The sequence below is a fragment of the Synechococcus sp. R6-10 genome (genome assembly GCF_047461815.1).
Taxonomy (GTDB): Bacteria; Cyanobacteriota; Cyanobacteriia; order Thermostichales; family Thermostichaceae; genus Thermostichus.
In genome coordinates this window covers 5001-10059 of record NZ_JANSHW010000097.1, presented here as the reverse complement: position 1 = coordinate 10059, position 5059 = coordinate 5001, and the positions used below count along the sequence as shown (strand labels likewise).

Genomic DNA, 5059 nt, shown 5'->3' with positions numbered 1-5059 from the left:
TCCGCGGCGTCCGCTTTCCCGTAGTGTTGATATGTGCCCTCGCCGTTCCTCTTCCTTCTCTATCCTGGCCCTGTGCTCCTGGAGATAGCCAGATGAGTCCGCTTGAGCAATCTTTTGCCCTCTGTCGCCAGATTACGGCCAAGCACGCTAAGACTTTCTACCTGGGATCCCTGCTCTTGCCCCAGTCCAAACGGCGGGCCATCTGGGCCATCTACGCTTGGCTGCGGCAAACCGATGAGTTGCTGGATGGACTGGAAGCCAGCCAGGCAGAGGTGGAGGTCACCCGCAGCAAGCTGGAGCAGTGGGGATCCCATCTGGAGTCGCTCTTCCAGGGAGGCGAGCCGCAAGTCCCCACGGACCTCGCTTTGATCCACACCATCCGCACCTACCGCCTTTCCATCGAGCCGTTTCGCGAGATGCTGCGGGGGCAGAGCATGGACTTGGATACGCGGCGCTACGCCACCTGGGAGGATCTGCGGGTCTACTGCTACCGCGTGGCCGGGGTGGTGGGGCTGATGTGCTCGGAGATCATGGGGTTTGTGCCGGGCCGGGATGGCCGCGAGGAGGCGGTGGCGCTGGGGATCGCCATGCAACTAACCAACATCTTGCGGGATGTGGGAGAGGACGCCCGCCGCGGGCGGATCTACATCCCCCTGGAAGATCTGCGCCGCTTCAACTACTCCGAGCGGGACCTGTTTAACTATGTTATTGACGAGCGCTGGATGGCTTTGATGGACTATGAGATCCGGCGGGCTAGGGAGCTCTATGCCCAAGCGGAACGGGGGATCCCTACCCTGCAGCCGGACTCCCGCTGGCCGGTAGCCGCTTCCTTGATGCTCTACCGGCAGATTCTCAACGCCATCGAGCGCAACCACTACCAGGTTTTTCGCACCCGCGCTTACGTGTCCACTCTCAGCAAGGCATTGGCGCTGCCGGTGGCTTGGTGGCGTTCCAACTACTACGGCTATTAGCCAACGGTGCCCAACCGGAGTGGTGGCAGAAAATCGGACACAAGACGGCAAGCCCAAAACCCGTGAACGGCGAGGAAAACGTATGGTGAACCGTGCCCTGACCCTACCCTATCAGCGAATCTGGGAAGACAGTTTAACCATCTTCTGGCGCGACTGGCTGGATCTGCGGGGGCGAGTTTGGCAGGTGGTGGCCTCGGGGCTGGTGGCTCCCCTCATCTACATTGTTGCCTTTGGGGTGGGCCTAGGGGGATCCCTGCGGGCCGAAGCTTTGGCCGAGGTGGCCGGATCCACGGCGGCAGGTTCTTATTTGCGCTTTATCTTGCCGGGGATGGTGGCTCTTTCAGCCATGACCATCAGCTTTGCCGGCACCACCTTCTCCATTTGTGGATCGCGGCTATTTACCAAGAGCTTTGAAGAGCTGCTGCTGTTGCCGGTGCACCCCTTGTCTTTGCATCTGGGCAAGGTGCTGGCGGGCATTGCCCGCGGCCTGCTGACGGCCTTGGGGGTGTTGGCGGTGGGGGTGCTGGGTACGGGGGCCTGGGGCCTGCTTCACCCCTTGTCGCTGTTGGTTCTACTTTTGGATTGCGCCGTCTTTGCCGGCATTGGGGTAATTGCTGGCTTGAAGGTGCCCAGCCTGGAGAGTGTGGGCGTGCTAACCAACTTTTTGATTACGCCCATGTCTTTCCTAGGGGCCACCTTTTTCGATCCCGCCCAGTTGCCGACCTACCTGCAGGTGCTGGTCTATTGCCTGCCCCTTTCCTACGCCAGCATTGGCATGCGGGCAGCCGCCTACCAGCCGCTTGCGGAGTTTCCCTGGTACACGGTGGGAGTTTTGGGCGGCTTGGCGGTAATCCTGGCTTTTGTGGGAGCTTATCTGTTTTCCCACCAGCAGGACTAGCTGCCCTTGCCAAATACTTCTGGGTAGCGAGCCAGCTGCTCTTGCAAATCTTGGTTGTAGCGCAGAACAAGCACGCGGTAGCCCCGTCCCTGCAGCTGCGAGCGCAGTTGGCGATCCCGTTCCGCTTGGGCAGGCTGGTCGTGGACTGGGCCATCGCAGAAGATGCAGATGTTGGGGCTGTAGAAGAAGTCAACGACGCAGTCGGGATCGGCAATGGCTTTCTGGGCATCCTCAGGCAGCCGATACCCTCCTGCTGCCAGCGTTTCGAGAAAGCGGCGCTCCAGTTCAGAGCGAGGGTCCAGGAGCTGGCGCAGCCACTCCAGGTGCTCTTGGCGGGAGCGACCCAGGGAGCGCAGCTCGGTGCGGCTGTTGGCCAGCAGGCCCAAAAGATCCCGGATCTGATAGCGGTCAAGCTGCAGCGCTTCCCGTTGGTTGGCATAGCTGAGCAGGCATTCGTAGCAGGCTGCTCGGCATTCGGGCCGCAGGTCTTGGATCCCGGCCTCTGAAAGCTGGAAGTGACAGATCTCCAGCGCCACTTGGGCCACTTCCGCTAGAGCCTGGGGCTCTTCCACCAGGCGCCGCAGGACGCCAGCGCCCCCTTCTGCTGTTTCGTAGAAGAGCATGGCCTGATGGGATCCCTGGCCGATGCACTCGGCGGCCAGCTCTGTCTCTTCTAGCTCAAAGGTCTCTTCGATCCCTCGCTTGAGGGCATAGCGCAGGGTGGTCTCCAGGGCCTGCGGATTCTCCACCCCTGGCTGAACCAGGCGCACCAGCAACAGGTTTTGGGTACTGCGCACCGCCAGGCGAATGGACTGCAGGGGGACTGGGTTGGACGAGCCTGCCCTGTTCCGCTCAAGCTGATCTCGCGAGGGAACTTCCCCATTTTCAAAGTTGACCAAAAAGCCGCGCCCTCCACTTCCCCGCCAGCCGTGGTTGATGCGTAGCAGGGTGGCCGCCGGGGCATAGCGCAACTGCAGCAGGGGAGTTTGTCCGCTCAGCACATCAGCTTCTTGGACGCGGTAGCCAGAGCTTTCGGGAGCAAACTGGAAGAAGGTCTGCAGCTCGTAGCCTTGCCGCCGCCGCTCCTCTTCGTCAGCTGTGATGCGATTCCGCCGCCGCATGCGCACATTGGGCATTTCCAGAAGCTGGGTAAAGAGGCTGTTTTGCCCATCGAACTGGGTGCCGCAGACGGGGCAGCAATCCAGGTGGGGATCGGCAAAGGCCCCACAGCTAAAACAGAGCTTGTGGCTACTTTTGCGCTCCTCCAGGCCGCCGGGCGGAGCCTGAAACGCCACTGCTTCCCACTGGCAGCCCTCATGGTAGAGGAAGTTGTGGGGAGCAAACTCGCGGATAGCCAAAAAGCGAGGCCGGGCGATGAACTCGCCCTCGCTGCCGCGGGGCACCCAGGCCCGCACCGGCAAGGCAGGGAAGTTGTAGCCGGGCAAGAAGCCTTCGCTAGCCAAATAGCGGTAGGGATAGAAGTCGCTTTCCTCCCGCTGGGTTCCAATCTGCAGCAGCAAGTTGCGCTGGCGCAGGGCTTCTTGCTGGCGGCGCTCGGCTTCCTGTTGGTCTTTCTTTTGGCGAGTCGTCTGGAGCTGGCGGTTAGCGGCTTCCAACTGCTGCGTGGCAGCCCGATAGAGCTCTCGCCAGCGATCGAAAGCTCGGTCAAAAGCCTGGGGTGCCTCTTCAATGACCTGCTGAAGCCAGCGCTCGCTAAACCAGCCGCTTTTATCTAGGAGTTGGCGATCGGCGGCCAGCAGCTTCTGCACCTGCTCCTTCACTTGTTGGCGGGCAGACTCCTCAAGTTGGATTTGCTGGGCCACTGTCTCCCTGAGGGGCAGCTCTTCCCGATCCGCGTCGATGACGGTTTCAATGGAATTGCCTAGGGGCAGGCGCACCTGAGCCAACCAAACGGCGTGGATGTGAGCGCGCAGCAGCGATTCGTTGGCTAGATCCAGGCGGGGAGGGCGCACTCGACCGGCCACCATCTCGGCGCGGCGGCGGAAGTAGTACTGGTCGTGGCTGTTGAAAGCCCCGCAATAGGTGATGATGAGTCCCGGCTGCCCCTGGCGGCCTGCCCGACCGCTGCGCTGGGCGTAGTTGGCGGGTGTGGGGGGCACGTTGCGCAGATGCACCAGATCCAAATCGGCAATATCGACCCCCAGCTCCAGGGTTGGCGAGCACACCAAATAGGGAAGGCGTCGAGCTTGATCCTCCCCGCGAAAGCGCCTTTCTCGCTGCTCCCGCTCTCCTGGCCGAACCACCTGAGCCGTGTGCTCCCTAGCCTCCAGGGATCCCAGCCCTGCTGCCCCGGCCTGGTAGAGGCGCTGGAAAAAGAGATTAACGGGGCGGCGGGCAGAGGAGTAGCCGCTCTGCTCGGCCCGGCGGGAATACAGAGGATCTGGCGGCGGCGAGCCATCGCCCAGGCACCAGCGCAGACAGCCAGCGTTGAGCTGGTAGGCTTCCTGGCCATTCTCCGAGTGGCGCCGCAGCAGGTCGTAGCTAACTAGGAGAGAAAGCAGGGATCCCAGAAGCTCGTCGTAGGTTTCCCGGGTTAGCCCAAGGCGCTTGGCAAGAAAGCGTCCGAGGGCGCTGCGGGGGCCCAGGCTGAAAGTTGTTATGTCCTTTCCGTCGCAGCTTTGGCGGACAAAGCAGGTGGCCGTCCGCAGCTCGTCGTACTCTTCTAGGCCCCAAAACTCGTTGAGGTGTTGCTCGGCCCGCCGGCGCAGCGTTCTCTGGGGTTCTTTCTCGAGCAGACGGACATCGATGGCCAATTTCCGCCGAAACTGATCCAATACGGCCCGCAGCAGGCCCTCTCGCTCGCCAACGGTTGCTTGGCCAAACCAGGGGTGAAGGGAAGCCAGGGCAGGGCTTTGGCAAAGCTCTTTGAGCCCGCGGTATTCGATTTTCAGCAGCCCCACCTGTTCCAGGTTGGGATGGGTGACCCGCCAGCCGCGCCGTAGATCTTCGTAGAGACGGTATTCTGTCAGGTCTGTAAAGGTCTGCCAAACGTCCTGAGCAAGGGAAGACTGGGGATCCAAATCGGGGTTTTGGGTAATGTCGGCAAGGCTCAAGCCTGAGGCCTGCACCACTGCCGGGGCTACCTCTGAGAAGTCCAGCTCTTTTTTCTCCTGCAGGGCAGCATAGAGCGAGGCCCGCAGAAGGGCCACATGCACAAAATCGTTGAAGT

3 protein-coding genes (1 of these 3 running past the window's edge) are annotated in these 5059 nt (G+C 61.6%); 2 read left to right on the top strand and 1 reads right to left on the bottom strand.

Annotation, left to right across the window (positions count from 1 at the left end; translation table 11 throughout):
* The first annotated feature begins 92 nt into the window (after positions 1-92).
* Positions 93-971, top strand: coding sequence for a phytoene synthase (locus tag NW837_RS03330; RefSeq protein ID WP_011433298.1), 879 nt, complete (start codon positions 93-95; stop codon positions 969-971).
* Between the two features lie 82 nt (positions 972-1053).
* A complete protein-coding gene (locus tag NW837_RS03325) occupies positions 1054-1869 on the top strand; it encodes an ABC transporter permease (RefSeq protein ID WP_011433299.1) in 816 nt (271 codons plus the stop codon).
* Here NW837_RS03325 and NW837_RS03320 read toward each other — a convergent pair.
* A protein-coding gene (locus NW837_RS03320; RefSeq protein WP_414329261.1) for a DEAD/DEAH box helicase crosses the window boundary here: on the bottom strand, positions 1866-5059 show its 3' portion. Its footprint extends 1858 nt past the window's final position; the window shows 3194 of its 5052 coding nt (coding positions 1859-5052); its start codon lies off the right edge, out of view — the gene reads right to left on this strand; the stop codon is at positions 1866-1868. The two genes, NW837_RS03325 and NW837_RS03320, sit on opposite strands and share 4 nt — an antisense overlap.

What these genes read in the sequence shown, in the direction of transcription:
- NW837_RS03330 (WP_011433298.1), top strand. Translation starts at nt 93, where the DNA reads ATGAGTCCGCTTGAGCAATCTTTTGCCCTCTGTCGCCAGATTACGGCC.
- NW837_RS03325 (WP_011433299.1), top strand. Translation starts at nt 1,054, where the DNA reads ATGGTGAACCGTGCCCTGACCCTACCCTATCAGCGAATCTGGGAAGAC.